Here is a 24,651-nt window from a genome sequence, read left to right on the forward strand (position 1 = left end):
TTACACCCCAGGCATGTAGGGCCAGCTGAGGTAGTAGCTGTCGATGGGCTGCTCGTTGCCCACCACCAGGGTTGTGGAGGAGATCTTCAGGTCCCTGCTCGGACCGACCCCGCCCTGAACTCGACGCGCCATCGTGCTGGCCAGCCCGGTATCGTCGGGCGCCTGCAGACGGTAGAACACCGCCGGCAACGATTCGCCGCCCGCAACAATGGTGCCGCTCCATGCCTCCGAGGCGTTCTTTTGCAGCACGCCGTCGGCGGCCGCGCTGGCAAAAGTCACGCCGGTGCCGGTGCCGCCCACCGAAACGGTGGTAAGTAACGTAGCCGCGCCGAGCGCCGCATCGGCCGTGGCCGGCTCAGTGCCGGCATAGATATTCAGGACGTAGCCGTCCAGCGCAGCCTTCAGCGAGCCGCTGGCCATCACGTAGTTGCGCAGGCCGGTGCTGGTCTTGATCGTCATCGTGTATCTCCTGGAAACCGCGCTGAGGCGGATGTGAGTTCGTTGGAAACCGTCACCCGCAGCAAGCCACCCTCGCCCGGCTGCTTGGGCGACGCGAAGCGCACCACCGACCCGAGAATGCCGGTGGTGGCACCCTTGCCGCTGCTGGATGTGAGAAAGCCGCCGTACAGCACGTCGTCGCTGTTGATGGTCAGCTCGATGCGGTTGGCGACGTTGTTGATCTGGCCGCTGGCGGCGGCCGAGAAGGTGACCTGGGGCCGGTTCGTGCCGGCGTAGGCGGTGAATTCCGTGGCGGCCGCCGGCAGCTCGGCCATCGTGTCCTCCACGCTGGGAATGTAGTTGCCCTTGAAGAGCCCCAGATACCAGGACAAGTGCTGCCCCTCTCCACCGAAGCCTGCGGCGAGCAGATAGGTTGTCGCCTCCGTCGGCATCAGGTTCTTCACCACCTCCCGATCCAGGAGCCTGCCGTGCTTGTCGTAGGCCTCCACCTCATAGGTGAAGCCCACCTTGCCTTTCGAGTGCATTACCGATCCTCCTTTCGCACCACTTCTGCATCGATGAACGAACGCGCGGCCGCGACCGAGGCGCCGCTTCCGCCGCCCCGTGCCGCCGCCACTGCTTGATTGATTCCGCCCTGCTCGCGAACAAGAACTCCAGCCGTCTGTGCCGGCGTAACGGCCACGGCGCGCTCCTGCACCACCTGCACCTCGCCGCCCGGGCCGGCAACAACCAGGCCGCGATCCGACCACCACGCAGCCCCTGGTCGGGAGCGCAAGTGCGTGCCGGACCCAAAGGCGGCGCCGTAGGGCAGCACCTCGACGGGAGCGGCCTGCTCGATATCTCCGGCGAGCCAGTAGGTCTTATCGGCGCAGACGTAGCAGCCGCCCGACACAGGCTCAACAACCGTCACCGACGCAGGGAACAGCACGTAGTCGCGCACCGGATCGAAGAGCGCCGAAGAAAATGGCCGCGAATAGAAGAGCGCCGGCCCACTTGCCGACAGCAGACGACCCATGTGGGCGCGCACAATGCGCCCCGGCGGCAGCGGCCGCAGACTCAAGGTCGAGCAGAGAGCCTCATCACCGTCGGGCAGGACAGGTACGCTCACCAGCGCCGCACCCGGGCCGACGCTGGCGACACGGTAGAAGGCGTCGCCATTGCAGGGCGTCATGTAGATCACCGCGGCAGCCACGCCAGCCGGGAATGCCTGAGGCAGGCCGCCGATTACAACCGCGCCATCTGCAGTCAGCGTGATCTGCACCTGCTCTGCCGGTGCGGTCTCCTGGCCATCGTCGAGGCGGTACGTCACGACCACCTGGTAACGCCCGGCCGGCAGCGAGCCCTCGGCCACGGCATCCAGCATCGGCACCCACTGCGGCGGCTCAACCGCATGCGGCAACACCGCCCCGCCCTGGATGCGCCAGAACTCGACCCCGTTGGCGAGGAACACGCTGTCGCCAACCTGGGCGTAACTCATCGGCGCGCCGGGGGTAAGCCCATCCAGTAAGGCAACCGCGCTCAGTGCGCCATCCTCGCCAGCGGCAGCCAGGAACAGCGCGTCGTAATCCACGAAGAGCGCCCGGCCGTCCGCCAACTCGAAGAGCGAATGGCACGCCGTGCCGAGGATCTTGCGTGCATAGCCTTTGCGCCGCTGCAACGTCCCGGCATCCGTCAGATCGACGTTGATGGCGTTGCGGAGATACGCGCCATCCTCGGTGCCAAGCTTGTGGTCCGGCAGTCGGTTGTTGATGCCGAGGAAGGGGCCGAGTGTTACGGGGTTGGCCATGATCAGGCGGCGTCAGCGCTCAGCCGTTCCCGCAGGGCATAGCCCATCAGCGGCCAGATCTTCTGCACCGCGTTCTGACGGGCGATCTTGCGGCCGATCTCCGCGTTGAAGTTCTCCGGGCTGGCGCAGGCGGACTCGCCGGTGACGGTGAATCCGTTGCGCAGGCGCAGCACGCAGAAGGTGAGCAGACGCAGCGACTCGTAAGCCGTGGTAGCCGGCGGCGCCTGTGTCAACGTGTCGTATTCGTGTTCTTGCTGATACAGATTGCCAGCCTCGAAGGCGCCTTGCACACCATCCCATGCCGTGAAGTAGTGTTCGCTGGCGATCTCCGCTTCGATGTCGGCCGGCGTGACGCGCGGAGCAGTCAAGCCCTTGGCCTGGATCTCCTGCTCGATTTCCTGATCGTTCATTGCGTTCTCCAAAAGAAAAGCCCGGCGGATCGCTCCGGCCGGGCCTGGGTTGAATTCGGTCCTGCTCTACTTGCTCAGCGCTTCGACGCACTCATCGTGTAGCGCCTTGCACTCTGCTCCCCAACGAATCACCTGCAGCTCCCACTGCACTCGGGGCCAGCCCCGTGCCGGCGGCTCGCCGCACCTCTGCTGACACTCCGCCGGAATCGGCCGGATCGCCGTGGCCGTAGGCAGCGTAGATCCGGTCGATGAGCACGCGCTCAGCAGCAGACCACTCACACTGCAGACGATCAGGATCCGGACGAGCGTCAGCGATGACCGCATCAGCGCGCTGCGCGGCAAGGCCGCGGCGGTATGCGGCGGCAACGGCCCGGCGCTGCTCACCAGTCGCAAGCTCGCGCGTCTCAGCAAGGGCGGCCGCGGCGCTCTCGGCTGCAGTCTGAAGAGCATCGGCACGGCGGGATTCAGTCTTGCCATCTGCCAGCTGATATCCCAGCACGCCGCCCAGGCCGCCGCCGCAAACGAAGGCGAGAAGGCCGACCACCAGTAGATTGCGCACATCAACGCCCTCCCTCGGCGCGACTCAGGCCCATGCACGCCTGGTATTCCTGCTCGCGCCGATTGACCAGGCCCTGTACCTTCCGGCCGCCGGAATAAACCCAGCGCCGCAGCTCCCCGCATGCGCCTTCGTAGTCGCCTGCATTCAGCTTGCGCACCAGCGTCGAACCGCAGAAGGCGCCGCCGCCCACGTTGTAGGCGAAAGACACATAGGCGTCGTACTCGTGCTGGAAGAGCGGCACCGCCACGCAGCGCTTCAAGTCGCCCTCGAAGGTCTGCACGTCTCGCATGGCCCAGGTGAGCGCCTTTGGCGGGGTGATCGTGTCACCCATCTGCACGCCCTTCGTGCTGCCGAACCCGATGGTCGGGACGTCGCCTTTCACCGGGACGTAGGCCGTGCCGCGGTAGTCCTCCTTGAGCGCGATGCCCACGAAGCCGACGGCCGACAGCGACAGCGCCGCGACGGCGATACGCGCCTTACTCATCGTCTTCTCCATGCCTCCGCCGATCATGCTCGACCGGCTCCCGATGGAGCCGCCGATCACCGCGGCGCCGGTCCCACCGGTCGTACAGCTTGAAGCCCACGTTGGTCAGGTAGGTCAGCACGCCCAGCGCCACCGAGGCGTAGGCCGCGAACTCCACCGCGCTCAGGCCAAAAAAAAGGCCGCTCGAGGCGGCCGCGTATGTCGCTGCTGTCAGCGTTTTGTCCGTCATAGAGAACCTGCAAGTCGGAAAAGGTCGTCAAGCTGCGAATCCGTGATTCCCAGCTCGCTCACCAGCAGGCCGACCAGCGGGCTGTGCCGCTCGACCGTGCCGGCGAAGTCCCATTCGATGCGCGCCGCAGCGCCAGCATCTCCGGCCATGCCGGTTATGCCCGCTTCCACCTGATCGAGCATGCCGCTCTGCAGGAGCGCGAGGCGCGCTTGCCGCATCGTGACGACCTCGGGAACGACCGGCACAACAGGGTCGGCCGGTTGCGGCGTGTTGCCATCAGCTAGCCATGCGAGGTATTCAGGGTCGTAGACTGATCTGTATTCTTGGCGACCGTCTGAGAGGTGGCGAAACACGCCTGTATTTGCTGCGTCAAAAAATTTCCATTGAGTCATAGCTCGCACCCGGTGAAGATCAACGTAGTGGCTGCGTTGGCGTACACCCCACCTGCCTTGCCGCTGCTAGAGCCCCCAGAGGCAACCACGAAGTCAAGCCGTGCCCCCCACCGCTGGCACGCCCCGCTTGATATAGCGACGCTAGATACAACCACGTTGCCTACCCCTGAGTTGTTTGCGGTCCAATGAGCCGGCGTGACCGTCAGGCCGGTGGGGGCTACACGGGCAGTAACCGGGAAGTTGTATCCCACCACCAGCGTATTTGATGCGTCCCAATACCCCATGAGTGAGGCAGAGTTTGCAGAGTCGCAGATGATCGCCGGGCAGTACCGCTGACAAAGCGCCAACTCTGTGCCGATATGGCGATGCTCAAAGGGCGTTGCCGTCGCGCCAGCCTCGAGCTGAACATTCGCGACCGTGCCCGGGCCGAACTCGATTGTGGTGTTCGTGCCGCCGACGACGGTTGCAGTTACAGCCCCGCTGGCGCCGTACGATCCGCCGCCGATCCGCCCCTGTGCCGTACCTTCCCACGACAAAACGTATGTGCCGGACTGCAGGTTGATTCCCTCGACAACTTGCTGGAGGGTTTGCCCGCTCGGGATCGTCACGGTTGTCTTGCCGTTGGTCGTCGCGTAGGTTATGCCGCCGGTCGACGTCACTTTCCAGCGGTCGAAGGTGTATTGGCCGGCCGTTGTCGCCGCGCCAGAGGCGTAGGCACACTGATTGACCCGGAAATCGCCGTTGATGATGCGGTTACGGCCGGCAATGTCGGACGTCAGGGCAAGCGTGCCGGACTTGTCGGGCAGGGAGAGCGTCCTGGCGGCGGCAAGCCCGGCCGGATCAAGCGACGCCTTGCCGACTTGCAGCGAGTCACCCTCTGCCAGCAGGCGAGGCTCCCCGCCCACCCGGACGACTGGCCGTCGTGCTGCCATCAGAGCACCACGTACCCATCGTCGGTTGTGATCAGCTCGGACACACTCTTGGCCTTGCCGAGGTACTGGCTGATCTTATTGGCGTTGCTCGAGTTGGTCTCATCCAACGCCGTGGCCGTGACGGCACCAGCCGTGCCGAGGTAGTACTTGGAGCCGGGCGCCAAGCCGGTCAATGCAGAGTTGGTGCCATCCAGCGGATAGACCGTCGCGTCCGCGGCGGACGAAACAGCCTCGAGCACGTAGCCGTCCGCCGGGCGGCCGTTGCTGTTGTCCGCCAAGCGGACCTTGGCCACACCTGCATCCGCCCAGATATTGACGAACGTACCGGCGGCGAGCGCCTCGCTCGCCGGCAGTATCTGCGTGTCCGCACCGATACCCGCGGGCATCATCGACCCGTCCAGGCGGCCATCGTCGCCCAGAGCCGGAATCTTGCCGGCGTCAGCAGCGCCGACCGACGCCGCCTTTGCCTCAACCTGCTTGGTTTCCCCGCCGAGGCGGGCCAGGAATCGTTGCGCCATTTTGCTTACTCCAGATTGATGTGGTCTTGGATGTCGAGGTAGAGCCGGGTCGGAGACACGGCGTAGCCGATGAGAACGTCGTAGCCGTCGGCCGGCGGCGTTTGCGTGGGAATGCCATCGGCGCCGAGCCACACCCGGCCAGCGACCCAAGACCAGGCATCGTCATCGACCGGGCCGGCGCGCTGCACCGTGACCGGACCAGCCGCTGCGGCGGCGGTGAGCGTCAGGCCGGCAAGGAGGTTGATATGCTCGGCGTCGCGGTAATCGAGCATGCGGACCACGCCGGCGCCGTCCTCCCAGACGATCCGCAGCGCGGAGAGTGCGCCATCGGAAACGCGGGCGAATGCGGTCCCGCCGGCAGGGCCAATTTCACCCGGCGCGCCCGGCGGCCCGATCCGCGCCTCGGTCAGAACCATCGTCGGCGCGGCGCGCTCGGTCACAACCTGCAGCGGCGTCGAAGCCTCGATGACGTGGGCGCCGTCATCGCGCTCCATCACCTGGTCGCTCACGGCAGCACCTCGACCGCGCCAGCGGCGATACGCGTCGTCACGCCGCCAGCGCTGGTGATCCTCAGCTCATAGACACCGCGCTTCCAAGTCAGCGCTGCAGCGGCGTCCGCCGACAACGCCAGCGTGATCGTCTTGGCGTCGTCGTCCAACACGATGCCGCCGTCCGGGTCGGAGGTCAGGGCCAGCAGTACCGTGCCGCCCGGCCGGTCCAGCACCACCAGCTCGGCCGTGCAGCCGGCCAACGGCACCGGCGTGTAGGCGCGCAAGTAGCCGCCGCCCTTGTACTTCCAGCCGGCCGAGTTGATGCCGTTGAACTCCACCGTGTCGGCATCGAGCACGCGCACCGGCCGGTAGTCGTCCGGCGCCGGCGGCTCGCTGCGGGCGAGCAGTCCAGGCAGAGACGGCGCGGACACCACGGCTGCGTACCAGCCGTCCGGCAGCCCATGGCCGGGAACCGTCAGCGTCGCAGAAGGGGCCGCGGCCAGCGCGGCGATTGCGTGGAAGATGACCGGCTCGGCCGCCCACATGAGAACGTGCGAGAATGTCACGCCGCGGCGGATGGCGAGGTCCAGGGATTGGCAGCAAGTCATGGCGAACTCAGAAGGCGTTCATCCGCACCACTCGCGGCGACTTCCGGCGGTGCTTGCGCTGCACGTCGGCACTCGGCCGCACGCCGAAGGAGGCCTCGAAGATTGCCTCGTACTTCAGCGCCCGCGCCTCGTCGAAGGTGTCGGCGTCCTGCTTCAGGTAGGCGCAGCGCAGCGCCCAGTCCAGGAGCTTCGGGTGGTGCCGCGGGTTGATCTCCGGGCAATCTGTGTCCCGGGTCATGGCGCAGCGTGGCGCACGAATCACGGTGAGGCTCAGATCGCCAGCGATCTCCGGCGCACGAGCAAGGACAAGATGCGTCTCGGTCAGATCCCATCCGACCAGAGGCCGGGGGCGCTCACCAAGCAAGCGCACCTGGAGCACGTCGATCACCTCAGGCGCCAGCCGATAGGCTGACACCCCGGGCTCCAGCGCGATGCTCGTCGCCGAGCCGTCCGAGTCCTGGATCAGACGCGCACGGACGCACGCCTCCGTCACGGCCTCGTTCAGCCACCGCACCCAGTCCCGCGTCTCCCACAGATACGGCTCTGCGGTATCGCGGGCCAGGCTGCGGCACTCGGCGACAAGCTCGCGCAGGTTCATTGCTGATCGGTCTCGGCTTCGACGATCTGCCAGGCGGCGATCAGGTCTTCGGCAGAGATCGGGAAGCCGGCAACTGCGGCGAGCTTCTTCCGATTGGGAAGGCCCGCATCGGTGAGCGCGTCTTCGTCGGTCTCGATCAGCATCTTGATCGCAGCGACGATCAGCGCCTGCTTGGTCGAGTCCGTCGGCGGCGCATCCTCCGCGTCCAGGTCAGCGGCGGTCACACCCTCCGGAATGGCGCCCTTGGCCAGCGCATCGCGGCGAAACTGCACCGGCACATCACGCGCTTCCGGGCCGATGGTGATTGCGTGGCCGGAAAGGAGCGCGACATGGATCGGCTCGTCAGTCGGGGATTTCAGCTTCATGGAGTTCTCCTTGAACCCAGCGCCCGAGGGCGCCAGGTGGTCACGGGCTTAGCCCTGGGTGGAGTTGGAACGGCCCTGGACGACGTACTGCACCGTGAGGCGCGCCGTGCCCGCCGTGGGCGCCGCGCCAGCACCGACCCAGCGCACGGTGAGGTCACCACCGGGATGCACGTAGCCGGTGGGCACCAGGGCCACACGGCCAGCCGCATGGATGTTGCCGTCGTTGAGGTAGCGGTTCTGGGAGGCGGCATCACCAACGTCGATGACATCGGTGGTCGCCGAGTTGAACGCCTCGGTCACCGTGACATCACCGCCCAGCACGATGGCGTTGGGCGGCAATTCGATGGCGGCCAGGTCGACACCGCTCGCCAGGTCGGCGAAGCTGATCGCCACCATGGCCACAATGACCGACTGGCGGTTGAAATCCTTCTTGATCATGGTCTGCTCCTGAAAAGCATCAGGCCCGCTCGATGGCGGGCCCGTTGGGTTGGCTGGAGGTGAATGCCCTGGCGATCAGAGCGCCAGATCGACCGCCATGACACCGAAGTCCTGCACGGTGTCGCTGTCGTAGCGGCTGATGAACTGCGGCTTGAGGACACCTTGGTACGCCGCGATGGAGATCACGTCCTTGTTGTCGTGGTCATCCTTGCCTTCGTACCAATTGGCCGAGCCCCAGATGTCGGCATAGCCCAGCGCCTGGCAGCCCATCAACAGCGACCGGGTGCCATTGACGTTGCCGCCGGAACCCCACTTCGAACCGCTGGCCGCGCCGGCCGTGTTGAACACACGGTTGTTGGTGTGAATCACCAGGCCGTCCATGGTCAGGGTAGCGCCGGTGAAGATGGGGTTCTTGGCGCCACGGTCGCCGGCGTTGATGACGGCGTCGCGGAAGTCCGGATCCTTCTTCAGGCGGGCGAAGGTCTTCGGATGGCACAGATAGACCATGTACTCCTGGCCACCCATGCGCAGCGGCTTGATGCCACGGGTGCGGGCCTCAGCCATCAGATCCACGATCATCCCGTACTTCGGCACGCTGGTTGCCGAGATCTGGGTGGTGTCGCCATCCTGGAGATCGGTGCCATCGAAACGGAAGTGCCGGCGGCTCGAGGGCGCCCGCACGTCGTCGGCGAACTCCAGCGTGCGCAGATCATCCTGGGCACCGATCAGCCGAGTGGAGCCGTCCGTGTTGTACTGATAGCCGATGCCAGAGGCCGTCAGCATCATCAGCTCTTCGGTGATGTTCGCGCGCCAGAAAGCAAGCTTGTCGCGCGCCTCCTTGCGGAAAGCGAAGACCGAGCGCTGGTCATCGACGCGGCCCTTGCTCTTGGCGCCGTTCCGCATCTGGTCGGTGTGGATCTCGACCCACGAGGATTCGAGCGCCTCTTCGCGGCCCTGCAGCTCGTTGTCGCCGACCACACCGGTGCCGCGCATGTCGGCAACCAGGCCGATCAAGGCGCGGTCGCCCTTCTCGGTCTTCTTGAGCTCGGTCACGTACTGGACGATGGAGTTCTCGGAGGTGCCGAGGAACTTGGTGAAAAAGAACGCTTCGCGGAAAGCCCGGATCGATTCCTTGACCCAGAGCTTCCGCTGCTCTGGCTGCAGTGCGCCCAAGGCAGAGTGAGCCATATCAATCTCCTGATGGTTTGGGAAATCGCTGGCAGACGGGCCAACAACCGACGCGAGTTACCGCCACGCGCGGGGCTAAGACGCAGACTCTCGAGCTGCGGGCCGGCAGGGTTTTCCGCTCCCTGCGAAGCTGGCGCATCGGGTACGCCCCGAAGCGGCGGCCCTTCTGGCTGGGCGGCGCCAATGAAAAGACCCGCACTAGGCGGGCCTCCTCGGTAATGCAGTGATGCGCTCAACCTCCGGCGAGCATGCGGTCCCGCTCGGCGTCGGAGAGCTTCTCCCAGTCGGCCTGGTTTTCGACCTGCGGGCCCGGGGGTGCAACGCGGTTGCCGATACCGGCGGCAGGTGCTGGCGCTTGAGCGGTGGAATCCGCTGCAGCACGCGCCACAGCAGCGGCCTTGCGAGGATCAACAGCAGGGGGCAGGGGCGCCTCCTGCGGCTTGTAGGCCAGCGCCACACGTTCGGCCGCCTTCTCCAGTGCCTGGGCGGGCGTCATGCCCTTGTGGGCATAGAAATCACGCCACTCCACCAGGTCGGACATCGCCTGCTCGTTCCCATCGATGTACGGATGTGCCGCCAGTACCCGAGCTGCAGCCTGAGCCAAGTCGTGCTGCTCCTGGGTCTGGGTGGCATTCGCTTCGATGCGCGCGGTAGCCTTGGCCAGTGCCTCTTCTTCAGCTGCCCTGCGAATCTCGGCGTGAATCTCGCCCAGCAGCTTCGCCGCGCCTTCCGGATCGCCAGCCAGCAGCATCTCGCCGTAACGCTTCTGCTTGCCCACCATGTCGAAAGCGGGCTCCTGCTCTTCCTTCTGCACAGGAGCAGCAGCGCCGCGCAGCTGCGCGAGCTCCGCTTCCAATCGCTCGGCCCGCTCTTGCTCGGCGCGCCACTTCGAATTCACTTCATCGAAGCGAGCACGGGGGATTGCCGGGTCACGCTCCTGGCGCTGAGTCGGTTCGCCTTCAGCGGCAGCAGCGGGCTCACCCTGCCCTTCCTCCTTCTCCCCTTCCTGCGTCTCGCCAGCGTCGGGACTCTCGCCCTCAGCGGCAGCGGCCTGGCCAGCCTCTTCCTGGCCGGCTTCCTTTTCCTCGTTGGCCGGTAGGTCCAAGCCTTCCAGGTCCGCGTCCGAGGCGGGCGTATCGATATCGTCGAACATGGTTACTCCATCAGGGCTGACCGCCCTCGATCCCGGCATTCATGCCGACGGAGGGATTCGCTGGGGTCAGCGGGTTGGTGTTCTGCTCAGGCGGTGCCACCGCGGGCGCATCAATGCTCGGGATTGCCGGCGCGGCGTCTTTGTCGATGCCGCCGGCGGACTTCCACATACCATCCGCCGCGGTGGCGATGGCCGGGTTCTGTGCGACCAGCGTCGCCGTCTGGGCCGACGAGAACATCCCCTCGATGGATTTGTTCACCGCCTCGGCTCGAGCGCGCTCGGCCTGCGCCTCGGCGAGCCTTGCCCTGGCCTGAGCCAGCACCGCTTCCGCCTCGGCCAGCGGATCAGGCGGCGTCGCGCTGGCCGCCTCCATCTGCTGGATGATCTCGTGCTTATCCGTCAGGTTGCTGTGGCGGATCACAACGGAGTCCGGCACGCGCACGCCGGCGCCGCGCATTTCCATGGCTTGCTGGAACTGGCCGTTCTCGAAAGTCACCTGCATCGGCTGCTCGGTCACAACGACGTCGTACTCGCCCGACGTCATGTCGTTCAAGTAGCCACCGGATTCGGGTACCCACTGGTTGATCGTCAGCTCTTCCTCGACTTCCTTGCCCGACAGCGGATCCGTCTTCGTGATGCGGAAGACCCGCTCGCTGTCGTAGTACTTGGTGATGGCGTAGTCGATCCAGTCGGCAACCATCGCCCGCGTGCGCGCCAGATTGTCCAGCGGCACAGCCAGTCCCTGCTGAGCGGCAAACTGCTTGCTCTGAATTGCGATGCCAGAGGTTTCCGGCCCCTGCGTACCGCGCATCGCGTCCGGGACCGTCACCTCCTTCAGCGTGCCGGCGGCCCGGTCGATGATGCGATCCACGCCGGCGGGAACCTGGTTCGGCTGGATCTTCTGAGGCGGCCGCTTGCCGGTCGCGTACTCGACCACCAAACCGGTTGAGGCGCCGAACTCCTCAAGCTGCTCGGTCGTCATGTTGGTCAGGCTGTCCTGCTCTACCGCCCAGCCGCTGTTGGCCGTCGTGTTGATGATGTGCACGTACTGGCTGACCGCCTTGTTCAGCGCCTCTTGCGGACCGACGGCGTTATCCACCATCCCGCGCGTCTTGCCGCGGCGGAAGTACGGGAAGAAGGGCACAACGGTGAATCGGTCGTAGGGGCTCCAGGTGTCATGCAGCAGCGCATCGCAGGTACTCACGATCCAGCGCACCCGCTTCATCATCCGTCGCGTGATGAAGGCGCCGTTGGCGCGCAGCTGCTCCAGCACTTCCGGCTTCTCGTCTCCTGCCAGCTGCCGCACATCGCCGCCAGGGAAGATCGCCACCTGCATCTGCGACAACACCCGCTTCTGCCGGTCGATCACACGCAGCCTGCGCGGTCCGCCTCCGGCGTACTCGGCGTCATAGCGTCCGGTGTCCTGCCAGCCGAACTTGTTCCGTGACGTGCCATCGTCGTCGCCCTCGCCGAAGTCTTCATCCCCAAGCGCTCGCGCGCCTTCGGCCCTGAGTCTGGCGTCCTTGCCATACTGACCTTCGATCTCATCCAGGGTGAGCCACTTGCTGACCGTGACATCCGCCCAATCCTTCGGGTCGTAGCTCTTGGCGTCCGGGTCCGGCATCACATCTAGAGGGTCCAGGACGGAGATGGAGAGCTCGCCCAGCACCGCATCGTCGTAGCCCATGCGCACATCGAAGAACCCGCGCTGCTGGATCATGCCGTCGCCGAAGACCTCGGTTTCCTTCCAGTGCAGCCGGCAGTTGTCCGCGATCTGCTTGGCGACCTTGGTCCGCACCTCGGCGAGTTCCTTCGTCGCATCGCCGCCTCGTGGCCGGAAAGCGATGTCCATTCGGTTGTGGATCTGATAGCCCACCGCGGCGTTGATCGCCGGCATCACCTCGTTGAACTCGTAAGCCGGCCGACCTTGCTCGTGCAGTATCTCCAGGTCTTCGCGCGACCACTGCTCACCGCCGCCCAGGTAGAACCCCTCGAGGCGGGACGCGAGCCGGGTGTAGTCCCGATGCCCCCGGCTCACGCAGTACTGGTAGCGCTCCCAGTTTTCGCGGGCGAGCTGAGTCCCATCCTGCTCGTGCGCTTCGGCAGGCTTGTCGTTCTCAGTCATCCGGTGTTCCTGTTATGCGGCTTGAGCGGAGCCGCGGCGGCGGCGCACCCGGTCTCGCCAATCCCCGCGCGGCATCGGCACCGCGAACCGCAGCATCATGTACGCGTACCGGCTCGCGCTCAGCACGTCGTCGTGTTCCTTCACGATCCGGCCATCCTTGCGGTGATACAGCCGGCGCTCTTCCAGCCACAGCGGGCAAGTCGAGAAGACCTTCCAGCGGCCTGTCTGCATGCGCTCCAGCATGTCCTGCACGCCGGCCTCCACACTGTTGCCACCCGGCACCGTCTTGCCGTTGATTACCTTGTCTGGCCAGGTCGCCGTCGCCGGCAGCATCTTTAGGCCGTGCGCCCGGTACTGGTCGGCCAGCGGCTCACCCGATCCTTTGTCGTGCTGCAGGCCGTCATGCGGCCACGCCCACGGCAGCCAGGCGCCCCAGGGCTTCACTGCCGCCGCATGCATCGCCGGCACCAACTCGCTGGCTCTGTGCTCGCCGATCAGATAGACCACGTCGCTGTCTGCGTCGTAGGCCAACCTGGCCGCACCGGTCGGGTGGTCCCAGCCGAAGTCCAGGCCAGCGATCTGCTTCCAGTGCGCCGGAATGGGGAAGGGCTCCACAACGATGTCGTCCTCCACAACCGGGAAGATCAGGCCGCTGCCCAGTGTCGGGATGCCTTTCGCCCGAGCCTCGCGCTCATGCGCCGGAAAGCTGGCGATGATCCGCGCCCGTTCCTCCGGCGGGATGTGCTCTGCATCCTCGATGGTCATGTTGATGTCGGCCCGGTCGGGCGTCGCATCCTTCCCAAGAAAGCGCAGCACCACGCTCGACATGCCCTGCAGCGGCGTGAAGGTCATCGCCGCACAACCGCCGGTGGCGATCGTTCGCGCCAACCCCTCGTCGTAAATGTCCTCGGGCGGCTCCTCGTCGAACCAGACGAAATCCACCGGCGGGCCCTGCCACTTGCGTCGGCCCTGCGCGTAGTACTTGAAGCGCAGCAGCGACCATCCGCCAGACTTGTGCCGGACCTTGATGTAGTCGTACAGGTTCGCCACGCCCGAGGCCATGCCGTAGTCGCCTAGGCAGCGCGCCGGCACCGAGCCCGTACCCTCATCACCTGGCAGCCCGAGCAGCGCCCGCTGCGGGTTGTCGCGGGTCGATTCGCCAGTCTCGGAGCTCGCCCACACCACGACCGGCCGATCCCATCGCCGACCGTTCCACCAGTCCGGATACTCGCCCGTCAGGTGATACGAAACCTCAGATGCGCATGAGAACGTCTTGCCGTTCTGGTTCCCTGCCCGCAGCAGCCGCTCGCGCTTCGTCGCACCGAGCTCATGGAAGAGACGCTGCTTCGTGTATGGCGCATAGCCGACGATCTTCTCGCGGTTGAGCTCAGCCAGCGCCTCCGCCAACAACGCATCCTGCTGGGCCGGCGTCAGATCCTCCAACCAGGCGAGTGGATCAGCCTCGGCGCTTCGCAAGGCCTGCGAGGCGGTCACGGATGGCCTCGATCTCGTTACGGCTCAGCTCGCCCAGCAAGCCGGCACGCTGCTTGTTGTCCTTCTCGAACATCCCCAGGAACTTCATCGCCTTCTCCAGCGCGCTGTTCTTGTCGACGATTCGGTACTTCTTGAGGTGCCCGACAAACACTCGGCTCTCGCCCGTGCCCTCGTACTGCTCCAGCACCTCCAGGCCAGCGATGCCAGCCGCGGTGTCGTCGTCCAGTTCGTGGATGCCCTTCGGGCTGCCGTCGTCACCGAAGAGCCGGCGGGGATCAAACAGCGCGATCCGGCCGAGCTCACGAAGCACGCGCTCAGTCGTGAGCTCGGTGCGGCTCTCCAGTACCTTTCTGCGATCCTCGATCAGCTGCCGTACCTTGATGTCTTTCAACAGCCTGGAACCCTGCTGATCCGCCGTCATCTCGCTGTAGCCAGCCTCCACCGCGGCGGCTGTCGCATTGCAGCCGTTCCGGATATAGGCCTCGACGAACGCCTTCCGCCGCAGCTCCGCAGACTGCCGAGACGTACCCGCCTTGACGCGAGCCTTCCCCGCAGCCTTCTTCGGCTTCGCGTTGGTCTTCTCGGTCATGGGCAACTCTCAGGGAAATCAGGATCCAGCTACGGGACACACGCGCCTCTCGGCGCCGCCGGCCTCTCACCGGCGTGGATGGATCACCTCCTCGCGGTGATGATCGGGACAACTGGACTGGAGCGGACCGCGGAAATGAAAAAGCCCGCTCGGCTTTCGCCTGCGGGCTTTGGACTCACCATCTCTATGGTGCCGAAACAGATTACCGCCGACTGCCGGAAATTTCAACTTTTCCACTCCTCCCCCTGAATAGTGGACTCGATTAACAGGAGGATGCGCCTTGAGCAGGGCAGATGTTCGGCGGTTGCAACCACACCACCGTGCTGCATGCCCCCTGCAAGATACCTCTCATCGACCCTATGCAGTCAGCCCTCAAGGAGCCCAAATGAATACACGCTTTCCGAACTGGTTTCGCCTCCGGATTCATGGCCGGATGAGCGAGGCAGCCGCAAGCAAGGCCGGTATGGCACTCGCCATAGGGGCGGCTGTTCTGATGGGATGTCTCGGGGCCGCATTCTTGTTGGCGACCTATTCGTGGACCATCCCTACACTGACGAGCGCCCCATCCGCAGCAACAGAGGCAGAGCTCTCCACCTCCCGCAATCTCCCCTTGACCCGCTGCCACCGGCGGGTCATCGTTGCGGCATCCATCCCGAACTCGTTGCACAGGTCGGCCAACTTCACCGGCCGCCCGAAGTACCTGCAGATCAACTTCAGCACTAGGCGCGTCGGATGAGCGCCTGTGGGCAGCGCCGCAACCGCCGTCCGCAGCAGCCTTGGCAGCGCCTCTTCGAACTCCCTGTCAGTGACAACGTACCGGCACACCAGCACGTAGCGGTAGTCATGCGGCAGCGCTTCCACAACCCGCTTCACGCTCCCGGCCACGGCAGCGCCATCCAGGCCATGCAGACCACGGCCCGAGCCCAGCCCCAGCCCGCGCATCATCTTGCCCATGAGCGTCATCGGGTACTGCTGAGTGTTGTAGGCGTAGGCGAATCGCAGCGCCTCGTGCCCGCTCCTGAAGAGCGCCTCTTCCTGTGCCGTCGCCGTCGTTGCCATCGCCCTACACTCCTTCATCTCAATCAAATTCCACCCCCAGCTCGCTGGCCGCGTACGCCTGGACCTTCGCCAGGTACTCGGAAAACTCGCCAACCGTCATCTGCGTTGTGCTCTTGCGCCGCGTCACGATCTCGCCGTCGGGCAACACGACCTCATCGCACACGCCGAACCGTCGAGCGAACATTTCGTGCCACACGTCCTTGTCGTACCGTCGGCCATCCACCCATCCTTGCTCAGCGATGGTTGTCAGCACCGCACCCCAGTAGAAGCGGTTCTGCTCGGCGTTGCGCTTGCGGTCTTCCGCCGTGACGATCACGCGCAGCGGCTTGCCGTTGTCGATGCACGAACGGGCGTTCGCGGCCACGAAAGCGGCCAGCGCCTTCCATGCCGGCTCGGCCTTGAGCACGAATTCGCGGTAGAGCGCGCTCATGCGGCCGCCTCCTGCAAAATCCTCCCGCTCTTCGAATCAATGACCCCGAGAGCACAGGCTCGCCACAACACGGTATCTACGGCAGAGACCGTCAGCCCCGTTTCACCGGCCAGTCTTTCGCACAGCGCCTGAGCTGTGCAGCCCTCCCGATCGGCAAGACTCTGCAGGTGGACATCTGGTTTCGCGTACGGGAGCCCGAAGTTCTTGGCCAAGTGATACTTGGTGATGGGGCCGACCCACGGCAGGCTTTCGAGATATGCCAGCTTGTCGTCTGCGCGGTTGTACCCGGCAAGCAAATCAGCCCGCTCTTCCCATACGCGCTCTATGGCTGCCGCTTTCCCTTTGTGCCCGAACGCCTCACGCACCGGCTTGCCAGACCACAGCGCGTCCATACAACGCTCGAAAATGCCTTGCGCCACAGTGTTCTTCATGCCGCTGTTGCAGATCACGAAAATGACATCCTGGGCGAACTGCACCCCGCCCACCGGTGGCCGTACGTTCAACGCCCACGCAATGTCGTCCTCAGCCACTTGGCCAAGCGCCGCCCGAATCCGGCCGAACATGCGGCCATCGATTACCGTGCAGTCATCGCTCACGCCAGCACCTCCGCCACAGCCACCGAAGCCCCCGGCGTTTCGCCGTAAAGCTTCTTGATCGTGACCTCACACACCTGCTTGTCGTCGATGAACACGATGCCGTTGCAGGCGTCCGCGATGGCCTTCAACACGTTGTCGCAGTCGGGTTTCGTCGTCGGCCGGATTGCGCCGGCCAGCGCCGCAGCCCGCTTCCTCTTCGACCAACTCGCCGGCGGCACGGTGACCAAGTGCAACCCCATGCTCACGGCACCGGCCATCGGCGCACGCCCTTCCATCGCCTGCCGAGCAACCAGCGCCACCAGGTTCTCGTAGCGCGCAGTCGCATCCGGGGTATGCATGCGGATGCTGTTGCCCATACGGAATGCGCGGGGCCGGCCCTTTCCTACCGGCTCACCCGGCACGGTGAAACGAATCATCGCCACTCCCCCTTCTCTCCTCGATTGCCCATCTCCCACTGCCGATTCGCATCGGCCTGCAGCGCCGCGTACATCGGACTGCGCTTCATGGCTGCCATCGCCGCGGCATTGCGCTGCGCCCGCCACCGGAGGAGCTGACGCACCAGGCAGCGGTGCATGTGCTCGGACGTGGATGTCAGGCCTCTTTCAATCGTTGAAGGCATATGCCCTCCCCGCTGACGTCTCCGCCTCGCGCTCCACCCACCCCGGCGCCAGGTCGCCGAAGCTGGTGTATGCCCCCTGCCACGAAAGACGCACCACACCCGTCGCCCCCTGCCGGTGCTTGCGGATCAGCACCTCGGCCGTGCCCTTGTCCGGCGAGTCGGGGTTGTAGACCTCGTCCCGGTAGAGCATCAGCACGATGTCGGCGTCTTGCTCGATGGCGCCGGAGTCGCGCAGGTCCGACAGCACCGGGCGCTTGTTCGGCCGGCGCTCCAGGTCGCGGTTGAGCTGGGAGAGCGCGATGACCGGGCAGCCCAGCTCCTTCGCCATCGCCTTCAGGCCGCGGCTGATCTGCTCGATCTCGCTGTTGCGGTTGCTGGACTTGGAGGGCGTGCCCTCCATCAGCTGCAGGTAGTCGATCACCACCAGCGAGAGCGGATGCCGGCGGCGCAGGCGCTGCACCTTCGTCCGGATGTCAGCCAGGCGCTGAGCGGGCTGGTCGTCGATGAAGAGCTTCAAGCCCTGTAGACGGGAGACCGCGCTGGCGAAGCGCTCATGGTCATCCGAGCTCAGCTCGCCCCGGTTGATGCCCTCCAGCGGGATGCGGCCGACGCTGGAGAACATCCGGGCCGCGAGTTCGAGGTCGGCCATCTCCTGGCTGAACACCGCCACGGCGCCGCCGCGCTCGGCTTCACGGGTGGCGATCTGCATCGCGAAGGAGGTCTTGCCCATCGCCGGGCGTGCCGCGACCAGCACCAGGTTCCCCGGCCGCATCTGGTGCAGCACCGCATCCAGGTCGCGGAAGCCGGTCGGGACGCCGTCCTGCTTGGGCTCGAAGCGCTTGCCGAACTCCGGCAGGAAGTCGCGGACGACATCGGCCATCACCCGGAGGCCACGCTTCTCGCCCTGCTCCTGGCTCAGCTCGGCAACCGCGGCCGACGCCGCCGCGATCTGCTCGCCGATGTCGCCACCTTCGTGGGCCAGCGCGGCGATACGGTCGGCGGTGGCGAGCAGCGCCCGACGGGCGGCCATTTCGCGGACCCGGGCAATGTGGCCAGGCAGCAGCGCGACGCTGAAGCCGGAATCGCTGCAGGCGATCCAGTAGCCCAGCTCCTCGCGGGCGGTACCGCGGTCGCGCAGCAGGTCCTGCAGGCGAACCGGATCGACCGGCAGGCCCTGCGACCAGGAGCCGAGGATGGCGGCGAAGGCTTCGCGGTGGGATTCGCCGGCGAAGGCGTCAGGGCGCAGGCCGTCGATCTGCTCGAGCAGGATCTGTCCCTGCAGGCAGCAGCCGACGATGACCTGCTCGGCTTGGAGGGCGAGGAGGCTCATGCAGCCTCCCGGAACTCGGCGTCAGCCTGCATGCCTGTTGTGCTCAGCCGGAACGCCTGATCGCGCTCAGACCAGCACCACAACCGTAGCCAGTTCCCCTCAACGGCGTTCAAGAACACCCGCCGCCAGTCGGCATAGCGCTTCTTCGCCGCCTTCTCGTCCCGCTGGTAGCGCTGCTTGAAGCGCAGCCAGGCGAGCTGAATCCAGTCGGCAGGCAACTTCACCTTCTCCGCGTATCGCCAGACCGGGGCGTACTCGGAAATGGCTTTTTCGCCGGTGGTCTTCAGCTCATCCAGCCAGCTGGCAAAGGTCTGGGTCTTCCGTTTTTGTTTCGCAGCGATAGGGGGGGCTCCTTCCTGAGCGTTAGCGAAGGAAGGAGAGGGGTTTACTTCTGTTCTGTTCTGTTCTGGGGCGTTACTGGAACGGTCATGTAACGTTTCATCGTCTTTCTCTTTATCTGCCGCCTGCTTTTTCTTCTCCCGATGAGCGCGAACCCGCGCCGTGCTTGAGTCTGAGGCGTACTGCCGTTTGCTCCAGTTGCACAGCGTCCAGTCGGATTTGATGAACCCTTTGCGCAGAAAGAGCGCTTTTGTCTGGGCAACTTCCTCTTCGGAGATGCGCATCGCGAACGCGATTGCAGCATCGCGTTCTGTTTCATGAAACGTTTCAATGCCGTTACTGCACTGCAAGCAGAACAGCATGATGAGCCGGCGCTGCATGGCCTCGCTCATCATCTGAACCTTCGGGTCCGAGGCAAACTCGGCGTACAGGCGGAGCCAGTCCATCAGCGCAGCCCCCGCTGTTTTTCCATCGCCTGCACCCGCTCAGGGCTGCGCCTGCGGATCAGCCGCACGAACTCATTTGCGGCGATCCGGCGCAGGCGGTCGCAAGCCAGCATGGCCCATTTGGCCGCCCAGATCCTCGCCTCAAGTACCGCGTCCCGGAGTGATGTCATCGCGCCCACCTCATGTCTGTGATGGGAGATGAGTCTCCCCGCTGGAGATGCCGCTGCCTACGCGGAAATGCCGACGTAATCGGGGACTTAGGTGCAGAAATGGAGGACGCGGAGAAAAAAGTGCTCATGTGGCCTCCCGTGTCAGCGCAAGCCAGGCCGCTGCCGCCTGGAGCGGGACTTGTCCGTTGCCAGCGCACTTGATGCGGTCCATCCGAGAGGCCAGCCCATCCACCACTCGGCAAACGCCGGCGTCAGGCGGTGACCAGTCGTATGCGCCAACGTATCGCGCAGCGGCTTCGATCGTTTCTGCGTCTGCTGCAGATAGCCCGCCTCGCCGTACGGCGACTTGTAATCGGTGGCGCAGAGCGTCGGCAGTAGGAACTTCAGAGCGGTCGGAAGTCTCTTTTTGCCCCGAGCGGTCAGGGCGGCACCACCGGAGTTCTTCCAGTCCCGTGCGCATAGAGTCGGGAGGCGTTTGAGCGCTGTCGCCAACCCATCCCCGCTGTTCGCGCTTGCGCCTTTCCTGTTCCAGTTGCCGCATACCGTCAGCGTTGGCAGCAAGGAGCCACCAGCGCTTGCGCTCATGACCGGCGCCAACGTCAGACGCGGCAAGGGTTCCGTCTCGCCAGGAATATCCACGCGCCACGAGGGCGGCGATGATGTCTCGCCGGCCTTTGGTGCGGATGCGCGGGGAATTTTCGAGCCAGACGAGGCTGGGCCGAACAACGTCAATTGCTCGGAAGACCTCCCAGACGAGGCCGCTGCGCTCGCCGGCAATGCCTGCGCCGCGACCAGCCGCAGAAACATCCTGGCAAGGGAAGCCCGCTGCGAGGCAATCCACGCGGCCGGCCCATGGAGAGGAGTCGAACTCGCGGACGTCGCCTTGATGGACGTGCAGCCTAGGGAACCAGCCCTCTCTAGTTCGCTCACGCAGGACGTTGCAGCAGTGGGCATCCCACTCGACGGCGACGATAGGCTGATGGTCGAGGATGAGATCGGCGAGGAGCCCTCCGCCCGCTCCGGCGAAAAGATGCATGGTGCGCATGCGCTCACGCCGCCTCCATCGCCGACGCACGGCGCGCAACGAGGATCACCACGTCCACCGAGGTGCCGGCGAACTCGTTCGCATAGATCTTCGACCACTCGCAGGCCCAGCCCGGCAGCACGTCCTTGTTGCGGGCGCTGGCCGGCAGGATGGCGACGAGGCGGCCGCCGGCGGCGAGCAGGCCGGCCGCGTGCTCGATGTGTGCCTGCCACCGGCCTTCGCTGAAAGGCGGGTTCATCACGATCCGATCGGACAGGCGCGCATCCCAGCGCAGGAAGTCGCCCTGCACTACGCTGTATCCCTTCGCCTCGAGCACCTTGCAATGCAGCTTGCTGATCTCGATGCAGAGCGTCCGGTCCTGCGGCATCAGATCCGCCAGGCCGCCGGTGCCGGCGCTGGGCTCCAGGCATGTGTGATCCGGCCCGATCTCCGCCAGCGCGATCGCCGCCTCGGCAACGTTCGCCGGCGTCGGGTAATACTGGTGCGCCTTCTGGTCGGGCAGGCAGCCGCTGGCGATGATGTCGGCGATCACCTCGCGCGGGTCGTATTCGAAGGCGTAGTACGTGCCGCCGCTGTCGTTCTTGGTCTTCACGCCGCCGATGTAGGCGATGACACGCTCGGCCTTGTCGGCTACAGCACCCTTTCCCAAGCCGCCGCGAGGCTGCAGCGCATTCCGGATCTCGACGCGCCGGTACTTGTTTCGCCAGGCATCCGGCCCGGTGTTCTCGCCCATGTTGTAGGCCGTTTCCAAGTGCTCCAGCACGGCGATGACGGCGAACGGCAGCGGCCGGCCCATCATCACGAAGTCCTTCGGCTTCTTCTTCGGCTTGGCGCGGAATTCCGGCGGGATCGCGAGCGGGTATAGGTGCGCGAGCACGCAGTTCAGTCGCCAGGCCATGTCCGGGTGCACCTCGAGGTGCGCGGTGCCGCACTTGTAGGCGCGCAGCCGTAGCGCGCCGCCGTCGAGCGTCACCCACTCGCCGCGGCGCTCACGGCGGGCGCGACCGACAATGCTCGACGTGCTGTTCCACTGCGGTTCGTCGCGCCCCATGAACTTGGCGATGACGCAGCGCAGGTCGTTGATGTAGCCCACGCGATCTGAGCGGCTGTAGCCGTACTCGTCGGTCAGGTAGGCGATGATCATTCGCTTGCCGAAGGCGGCAGGGGAATTCGTCACGTGCTCGCCTGAGAGCGCGCGGAAGATGCCGTCGACGCGCTCGGCAAGGAACTTGGCGCGGCTGGCGAGCAGTCCCTGCAGCGTGGCGCGGACGGTTTCTTCTTCGAAATCCGGCAACGGCGGCGTCTCCCACTCCTTGCTGTCGCGGTGCTTCCTGACACCAGCCGGATTGCGGATCTGGGCGTTCCACTGGTTGCGGCGATCCTGCGGCATTGCGTCATAGACGTCGGTTAGCGAAAGTGCCTTCTGCCAGTAGGCGGCGTTCAGCGCGGCCACGGCGCCGTCTCGCCGGAAAAGCTGGGCGGCTGAGGCGCTCATCGACGTGCGGCCGCGGTCATCGGTGGCGTTACCGTCCAAGAAGTAGCCGATCACGGCCTTGCAGACATCGCTCTCGGAGAACGACGCGACCTGCTTAATCCAACCGCGGGCCTGCTTGTACTCGGCAGCCATGCCGGTGACGAGGTCCGTAGCGGCAGGGGCGAAGAAATCGCCCATGACTTCTTCGAGTTCAAGAATTGCGCCCATCACAGAGCTCCCGAAGAGAACAAATCCAACTGATCAGCCAGGCTCCTGGCGCTCACGCTCTTGACTACCCCGGCCGGCGCGCCTTCCATGAAGACGCGGACGCGGACGCGGACGCGGACGCGGACGCGGCGCTGGCCGATCTTTTCGACCAGTGCGGGGAAATGCAGGCCTTCGCCAGGAAAGTAGGTGTAGGCCTTGCCGACCTCGACGTTTGCGAGCTTCATCACCATCCCCTCCCCCGCGCCAAATCAATCACCGAGATCACCAATCGCAGCAGGACCGCGAGTGCCTCCTTCATCAGCTCCCAACTCGTCCGCGCCACCCAGGCCAGCGCAATAAGCGCCACCGGCAGCACCACGAACAGCAGGAGCGGCGAAATCAGCAGCCAGACGGGAAGGTTGTAGCGGCCGACGACCTCAGCGAGGAGAAGCGCCAGCGCCGCGAGGACGGCGACGAGTTCGAGGCGGTGTTCGCGGTTCATCACGGCAGTTCTCCCTTGTCCGCGCCGCGCTTGAGCAGCCGGTCCGCCATTCGTATGACCAACGCCGGCTTCAGGCCCAATAGACTCACGATGTCCTCTGCCTCCATGTCATCGATGGTCGCCTTCATGCGCATGTATTCGCTGAGGCTCAAGCCCAGTGCCCGAGCCTTGCGGTCGAGCAGCGCCTTCACTTCCGGAGGCATGCGAATCGTCACGACGTCGTCCATTCGCTTGTCGGAGGAATCCACGGCGCGGCGGGAAAGATTCAGGTCGGGTTTCGGCGCAGAACGCCCGAACCAGGTACGGGGGTTGAGCCAAGACATCAGGCGGCCTCCTGGGGGCTTGTATCCCCACAGATGAATTCCAGCGTCGTGGGGTGGCCTCGCTCAGCGGCAATAGCCTTGATGCGACGCGCGACAGTCAGGGTCAGCTCTTGGGCACCACGTTCGATGTGCGAAACGTTGCCCTGCGTAACTCCGATGGCGTCGGCGAAGGCGGCTTGAGAGAGTCCGAGCCGCTTGCGGATGGTCTGGACGTTGTTCATGCGCCAAATACTAGCGCCGCTATTTAAAAAGTCAATAGTGCCACTTGTTGTCTATTTATTAGCGCCACTCATACTTAGTACCTATAGTTACCTGCCCTAGTAACCATGAGTACCCAAAAGAAAGCCAAGGTCGAACAGATCCACATTGAAGAGGCGGCACGGCTGAAGGCGCTCTACGAGACCCAGCGGCCCGAGAAGATGTCCCAAGAGAAGTTCGGGGCTACCTACGAGATAGGGAGCCAGGGCGTCGTGTGGCAGTACCTGAACGCGCGAATTCCGCTCAATCTCGAGGCTGCGCTGAAGTTTGCAAAAGGCCTCTCATGCTCTGTCGGCCAGTTCAGCCCACGCCTTGCAAAAGACCTTGGCGAGCGTGATGTTTCTCACGCTCCAGCCGAGAAGATCGCCGACATATCACTTTCGGAAGATGCCGACCCTGCCGCTCGTCATGCAGAATCTATGCGTTCATACGGATTGCATCCCATAGCAGTGTGGGATCATCCCGATGAACTGCCGGAGGGAGACTTCATCCAGGTGCCGCGCCTGAACGTCCATCTGTCCGCCGGTAATGGCCACGGCGAACAACTGGAAATCGATTTGGAGCGCGCGAATCCGCAGGTATTCAGGGCTGAGTGGGCCCGGCGAGAACGGCTCAAGCCAGGTGCTCTGGCGAGCATGTACGCGAAGGGCAACTCGATGGAGCCGCGCATCTGCGACGGCGACAGCCTGCTGGTTGATACATCACAGATCGACGTGCTGGATGGGCGTGTTTATGCGGTCTGGTACTCGGGCGAGTTGCGGGTTAAGCGCCTGTACAAGCGGGTGGATGGCGGCTTGATCGTTCATAGCGACAATGAGCGGGACTATCCCAAGCTGGACGTTCCTCCCGACCAGTTGGAACACATTCGAATTATCGGCCGCGTGGTGCACGTTCAGGGGACTGGCGGCCTGTAGCGGAGGTTGCATGGTGTCCCTGGTTGGCTGCGGATTCTGGCTGGCGCTGCGCTTCTGGTCAGCACCGTGGGCGCGCAAGCACAGGTCTGAGGTTTCGGTTCAGGTCTTATGCCCATGACTG

Annotated in this window: 34 protein-coding genes; 2 read left to right on the top strand and 32 right to left on the bottom strand. The window is 65.0% G+C overall.

Annotation, left to right across the window (positions count from 1 at the left end):
* The 4 genes from C7389_RS14240 to C7389_RS14255 are packed head-to-tail and all read right to left on the bottom strand — an operon-like array spanning position 1 to position 2,655.
* A complete protein-coding gene (locus C7389_RS14240) occupies positions 1–459 on the bottom strand; it encodes a hypothetical protein (RefSeq protein WP_133592591.1) in 459 nt (152 codons plus the stop codon).
* Positions 456–983 carry a hypothetical protein gene (locus tag C7389_RS14245; protein WP_133592593.1) on the bottom strand — a complete coding sequence of 176 codons (528 nt, stop codon included), beginning with the start codon at positions 981–983 and terminating at the stop codon, positions 456–458. The genes C7389_RS14240 and C7389_RS14245 overlap by 4 nt, the downstream gene beginning before the upstream one ends.
* Positions 983–2,245 carry a hypothetical protein gene (locus tag C7389_RS14250; protein WP_133592595.1) on the bottom strand — a complete coding sequence of 421 codons (1,263 nt, stop codon included), beginning with the start codon at positions 2,243–2,245 and terminating at the stop codon, positions 983–985. The genes C7389_RS14245 and C7389_RS14250 overlap by 1 nt, the downstream gene beginning before the upstream one ends.
* A gap of 2 nt (positions 2,246–2,247) precedes the next feature.
* The gene (locus C7389_RS14255) at positions 2,248–2,655 is read right to left on the bottom strand and encodes a Gp49 family protein (protein WP_133592598.1); all 408 of its coding nucleotides are present in this window, start codon (positions 2,653–2,655) and stop codon (positions 2,248–2,250) included.
* Positions 2,656–2,875: 220 nt separating this feature from the next.
* On the opposite strand from C7389_RS14255, the gene C7389_RS14260 reads away from it, so the two are divergent.
* A complete protein-coding gene (locus C7389_RS14260) occupies positions 2,876–3,205 on the top strand; it encodes a hypothetical protein (protein ID WP_133592600.1) in 330 nt (109 codons plus the stop codon).
* Between the two features lie 10 nt (positions 3,206–3,215).
* Here the strand turns inward: C7389_RS14260 and C7389_RS14265 are convergent, their stop codons facing one another.
* From C7389_RS14265 to C7389_RS14395, 28 genes are all read right to left on the bottom strand, one after another.
* Positions 3,216–3,698 carry a lysozyme gene (locus tag C7389_RS14265; RefSeq protein ID WP_133592603.1) on the bottom strand — a complete coding sequence of 161 codons (483 nt, stop codon included), beginning with the start codon at positions 3,696–3,698 and terminating at the stop codon, positions 3,216–3,218.
* Positions 3,691–3,927 carry a hypothetical protein gene (locus tag C7389_RS14270; protein WP_133592606.1) on the bottom strand — a complete coding sequence of 79 codons (237 nt, stop codon included), beginning with the start codon at positions 3,925–3,927 and terminating at the stop codon, positions 3,691–3,693. Before C7389_RS14270 ends, C7389_RS14265 begins: the two co-directional genes overlap by 8 nt.
* Positions 3,924–4,280: a hypothetical protein gene (locus C7389_RS14275; RefSeq protein ID WP_133592608.1), complete on the bottom strand. Its 357-nt coding sequence runs from the start codon at positions 4,278–4,280 to the stop codon at positions 3,924–3,926. Before C7389_RS14275 ends, C7389_RS14270 begins: the two co-directional genes overlap by 4 nt.
* 35 nt (positions 4,281–4,315) lie before the next feature.
* A complete protein-coding gene (locus C7389_RS14280; RefSeq protein ID WP_133592609.1) occupies positions 4,316–5,251 on the bottom strand; it encodes a hypothetical protein in 936 nt (311 codons plus the stop codon).
* A complete protein-coding gene (locus C7389_RS14285; protein ID WP_133592611.1) occupies positions 5,251–5,769 on the bottom strand; it encodes a hypothetical protein in 519 nt (172 codons plus the stop codon). Before C7389_RS14285 ends, C7389_RS14280 begins: the two co-directional genes overlap by 1 nt.
* Before the next feature lie 5 nt (positions 5,770–5,774).
* Complete coding sequence (locus C7389_RS14290; protein ID WP_211168231.1) at positions 5,775–6,278, bottom strand: hypothetical protein; 504 nt, start codon at positions 6,276–6,278, stop codon at positions 5,775–5,777.
* Positions 6,275–6,868 carry a hypothetical protein gene (locus tag C7389_RS14295; RefSeq protein WP_133592613.1) on the bottom strand — a complete coding sequence of 198 codons (594 nt, stop codon included), beginning with the start codon at positions 6,866–6,868 and terminating at the stop codon, positions 6,275–6,277. The genes C7389_RS14290 and C7389_RS14295 overlap by 4 nt, the downstream gene beginning before the upstream one ends.
* 7 nt (positions 6,869–6,875) lie before the next feature.
* Entirely contained in the window at positions 6,876–7,466 is a 591-nt protein-coding gene (locus C7389_RS14300) for a phage adaptor protein (protein ID WP_133592615.1), read from the bottom strand.
* Positions 7,463–7,831 (bottom strand): hypothetical protein, encoded by a 369-nt coding sequence (locus tag C7389_RS14305; protein ID WP_133592617.1) that lies wholly within the window; start codon positions 7,829–7,831, stop codon positions 7,463–7,465. The genes C7389_RS14300 and C7389_RS14305 overlap by 4 nt, the downstream gene beginning before the upstream one ends.
* Before the next feature lie 48 nt (positions 7,832–7,879).
* Complete coding sequence (locus C7389_RS14310) at positions 7,880–8,269, bottom strand: hypothetical protein (RefSeq protein WP_133592619.1); 390 nt, start codon at positions 8,267–8,269, stop codon at positions 7,880–7,882.
* A gap of 75 nt (positions 8,270–8,344) precedes the next feature.
* Positions 8,345–9,457 (bottom strand): phage capsid family protein, encoded by a 1,113-nt coding sequence (locus C7389_RS14315; protein ID WP_133592621.1) that lies wholly within the window; start codon positions 9,455–9,457, stop codon positions 8,345–8,347.
* Between the two features lie 232 nt (positions 9,458–9,689).
* A complete protein-coding gene (locus C7389_RS14320) occupies positions 9,690–10,610 on the bottom strand; it encodes a hypothetical protein (RefSeq protein WP_133592623.1) in 921 nt (306 codons plus the stop codon).
* Between the two features lie 10 nt (positions 10,611–10,620).
* Entirely contained in the window at positions 10,621–12,735 is a 2,115-nt protein-coding gene (locus C7389_RS14325; protein ID WP_133592625.1) for a portal protein, read from the bottom strand.
* A 12-nt stretch (positions 12,736–12,747) separates the two neighbouring features.
* A complete protein-coding gene (locus C7389_RS14330) occupies positions 12,748–14,229 on the bottom strand; it encodes a terminase large subunit domain-containing protein (protein ID WP_211168230.1) in 1,482 nt (493 codons plus the stop codon).
* Entirely contained in the window at positions 14,192–14,818 is a 627-nt protein-coding gene (locus C7389_RS14335) for a terminase small subunit (RefSeq protein ID WP_133592627.1), read from the bottom strand. The genes C7389_RS14330 and C7389_RS14335 overlap by 38 nt, the downstream gene beginning before the upstream one ends.
* Before the next feature lie 528 nt (positions 14,819–15,346).
* Positions 15,347–15,877: a hypothetical protein gene (locus C7389_RS14340; RefSeq protein WP_133592629.1), complete on the bottom strand. Its 531-nt coding sequence runs from the start codon at positions 15,875–15,877 to the stop codon at positions 15,347–15,349.
* Between the two features lie 19 nt (positions 15,878–15,896).
* Positions 15,897–16,307: a recombination protein NinB gene (locus C7389_RS14345; protein ID WP_133592631.1), complete on the bottom strand. Its 411-nt coding sequence runs from the start codon at positions 16,305–16,307 to the stop codon at positions 15,897–15,899.
* Positions 16,304–16,903 (bottom strand): hypothetical protein, encoded by a 600-nt coding sequence (locus tag C7389_RS14350; RefSeq protein ID WP_133592633.1) that lies wholly within the window; start codon positions 16,901–16,903, stop codon positions 16,304–16,306. Before C7389_RS14350 ends, C7389_RS14345 begins: the two co-directional genes overlap by 4 nt.
* Positions 16,900–17,319, bottom strand: coding sequence for a RusA family crossover junction endodeoxyribonuclease (locus C7389_RS14355; RefSeq protein WP_133592635.1), 420 nt, complete (start codon positions 17,317–17,319; stop codon positions 16,900–16,902). The genes C7389_RS14350 and C7389_RS14355 overlap by 4 nt, the downstream gene beginning before the upstream one ends.
* A gap of 186 nt (positions 17,320–17,505) precedes the next feature.
* Positions 17,506–18,852: a replicative DNA helicase gene (gene dnaB / locus C7389_RS14360; protein ID WP_133592637.1), complete on the bottom strand. Its 1,347-nt coding sequence runs from the start codon at positions 18,850–18,852 to the stop codon at positions 17,506–17,508.
* Positions 18,849–19,637 (bottom strand): hypothetical protein, encoded by a 789-nt coding sequence (locus C7389_RS14365; protein WP_133592639.1) that lies wholly within the window; start codon positions 19,635–19,637, stop codon positions 18,849–18,851. The genes dnaB and C7389_RS14365 overlap by 4 nt, the downstream gene beginning before the upstream one ends.
* Entirely contained in the window at positions 19,637–19,807 is a 171-nt protein-coding gene (locus tag C7389_RS25165) for a hypothetical protein (protein WP_211342516.1), read from the bottom strand. The genes C7389_RS14365 and C7389_RS25165 overlap by 1 nt, the downstream gene beginning before the upstream one ends.
* 124 nt (positions 19,808–19,931) lie before the next feature.
* Complete coding sequence (locus C7389_RS14370; protein WP_133592641.1) at positions 19,932–20,852, bottom strand: DNA cytosine methyltransferase; 921 nt, start codon at positions 20,850–20,852, stop codon at positions 19,932–19,934.
* Positions 20,853–20,856: 4 nt separating this feature from the next.
* A complete protein-coding gene (locus C7389_RS14375; protein ID WP_211168229.1) occupies positions 20,857–22,524 on the bottom strand; it encodes a class I SAM-dependent methyltransferase in 1,668 nt (555 codons plus the stop codon).
* 29 nt (positions 22,525–22,553) lie between these two features.
* The gene (locus C7389_RS14380; protein WP_133592645.1) at positions 22,554–22,778 is read right to left on the bottom strand and encodes a hypothetical protein; all 225 of its coding nucleotides are present in this window, start codon (positions 22,776–22,778) and stop codon (positions 22,554–22,556) included.
* Positions 22,778–23,035 (bottom strand): hypothetical protein, encoded by a 258-nt coding sequence (locus C7389_RS14385; protein ID WP_133592647.1) that lies wholly within the window; start codon positions 23,033–23,035, stop codon positions 22,778–22,780. The genes C7389_RS14380 and C7389_RS14385 overlap by 1 nt, the downstream gene beginning before the upstream one ends.
* Positions 23,035–23,358 carry a plasmid mobilization protein gene (locus C7389_RS14390; protein WP_133592649.1) on the bottom strand — a complete coding sequence of 108 codons (324 nt, stop codon included), beginning with the start codon at positions 23,356–23,358 and terminating at the stop codon, positions 23,035–23,037. Before C7389_RS14390 ends, C7389_RS14385 begins: the two co-directional genes overlap by 1 nt.
* On the bottom strand, positions 23,358–23,579 hold the full coding sequence (locus C7389_RS14395) for a helix-turn-helix transcriptional regulator (RefSeq protein ID WP_133592651.1): 222 nt from the start codon (positions 23,577–23,579) through the stop codon (positions 23,358–23,360). The genes C7389_RS14390 and C7389_RS14395 overlap by 1 nt, the downstream gene beginning before the upstream one ends.
* A 105-nt stretch (positions 23,580–23,684) precedes the next feature.
* On the opposite strand from C7389_RS14395, the gene C7389_RS14400 reads away from it, so the two are divergent.
* Positions 23,685–24,530 carry a S24 family peptidase gene (locus C7389_RS14400; RefSeq protein ID WP_133592653.1) on the top strand — a complete coding sequence of 282 codons (846 nt, stop codon included), beginning with the start codon at positions 23,685–23,687 and terminating at the stop codon, positions 24,528–24,530.
* The last annotated feature ends 121 nt before the right edge of the window (positions 24,531–24,651 follow it).

Source organism: Azoarcus indigens (assembly GCF_004361735.1).
Classification (GTDB): domain Bacteria; phylum Pseudomonadota; class Gammaproteobacteria; order Burkholderiales; family Rhodocyclaceae; genus Azoarcus; species Azoarcus indigens.